Genomic DNA, 1508 nt, shown 5'->3' on the forward strand with positions numbered 1-1508 from the left:
CTACCCTGCCAGATAGGGCTATAAGAAAATAGAACAAAGCCACTATTTATCTAAATATGAAGTGATGGTTCCGAATTGGCATGGCGTAAAAGGTATAAGAAAACCATTCTCCAAATGGGTATCAGGTGGTGGGTTAGATTGGTATCAAGCTTATAACAAAACCAAACATGACCGCCATGGCAATTTTCATCAAGCGACGCTTGATACTCTTATTGATGCTGCATGCGGTTTATGCGCGTTGATATCAGCTCAGTTCTGGACATACAGTTTCACTTCATCGGACTATCTCATTACTATTTCTGGCAACGAAATTGACGGGTTTGAATCAGCCATAGGTGAATTCTTCAGAGTAAAGTTTCCTCAATTAATTCCAACTGAAGAAATGTATAGCTTTAATGCGGATGACATTGATAAGGGCAGAGATATTTTTCAAAAGTTTCAGTACATTTAAAGCTGTATAACCAACAATGCAAGCAGACCCAAAACGCATGGGATTTTTACTATCTTTGTATTAGTAATTTAAGAAGTATACGGCTGCTTCGGCATTGCGTTACTCATCCCTGAACAGGGCGCTAGACTCATCGTGGTGAAATTCATATGGCATCCCCATTTCAGGGTAAATCGAGACCTATTTCCTTGCCTGAGAAATGAGCAAAAGTAGTATGTGTTGTAGAACTCTACTTCTAGTCAATTTGTCAGGTAATACGTGCATATACTTCTGATCATACCTACAGTTTTTTTAGCTAAATTTATTGGTTTGCAAATGGGATTCACCTATAACCTGTTTTCAGACCCGTTCAGTCTTAAACTTGCTCTGATTGACCTTTGTCTATTTGTCTTTGTAGGTGCGGTTCTTAGTTTTATTTACGAAAAGATCAAACATGCACTCAAGAACGTCAGGAAAAATTAGCCTGACATAGCACTTAAAACGGATGCTCAACGCTGTTATTTTCGGCTTACTTCAATTTCAGTGTTTATGTCGCAATGATTTAAGATCTGGCCGTAACGTCACTCACACCTATACATAGTGTTGCTTTCTACGAAGGAATGAACATGAAACAAGGAATTTTAAAGAATCTGAAGCTGGCATTAGGTGTTGGCTTTGGTGTCGCCATTCATCAGTACTTTTTTATGACGGATGGTGCGTTTGATTTCTATCGGCCAATGGTGGCGTTTGCTTTTACGTTTGTCGTTAGCAGTATTGGAACACTTCTAAAAGAAAGAATCAGGCGTAACAAGCAGACTAATGGGGCATCATGACTAAAATCTATTTCGTATGTGGCTTTATCGGTTCGGGTAAGACGACTTACTCGAAAGCGCTTGCAAAAAAGCATGGCTGCGTATTTCGGTGATTGCGATCGCTCGTTTCGGTTTATTCCGATCACTTGATCCTGCCGTTTTTCTCTCTTCCTATTTTTACTCTAAGTGATCGGATTGCGCCAGTTTTCTCATCGACTCACCTCCTAGTTCTATTCGATGACTATTGTGTACCAGCCGATCCATTAGAG

2 protein-coding genes and 2 pseudogenes are annotated in these 1508 nt (G+C 39.9%); 3 read left to right on the forward strand and 1 reads right to left on the reverse strand.

What is annotated here, in order from left to right:
- The first annotated feature begins 64 nt into the window (after nt 1-64).
- From AB4583_RS18405 to AB4583_RS18415, 3 genes and pseudogenes are all read left to right on the forward strand, one after another.
- A complete protein-coding gene (locus tag AB4583_RS18405) occupies nt 65-451 on the forward strand; it encodes a hypothetical protein (protein WP_372118682.1) in 387 nt (128 codons plus the stop codon).
- A gap of 602 nt (nt 452-1053) precedes the next feature.
- Nucleotides 1054-1260 (forward strand): hypothetical protein, encoded by a 207-nt coding sequence (locus tag AB4583_RS18410; protein WP_372118685.1) that lies wholly within the window; start codon nt 1054-1056, stop codon nt 1258-1260.
- A pseudogene (locus tag AB4583_RS18415) lies at nt 1257-1337 on the forward strand (ATP-binding protein); the annotation flags it as partial. The gene AB4583_RS18410 and the pseudogene AB4583_RS18415, both read left to right, overlap by 4 nt.
- A 79-nt stretch (nt 1338-1416) precedes the next feature.
- Here the strand turns inward: AB4583_RS18415 and AB4583_RS18420 are convergent.
- A pseudogene (locus tag AB4583_RS18420) lies at nt 1417-1508 on the reverse strand (IS21-like element ISVch3 family helper ATPase IstB); the annotation flags it as partial.

Origin of the sequence: Vibrio sp. 10N.222.49.C12, from assembly GCF_041475025.1 — a bacterium.
Classification (GTDB): domain Bacteria; phylum Pseudomonadota; class Gammaproteobacteria; order Enterobacterales; family Vibrionaceae; genus Vibrio; species Vibrio crassostreae_C.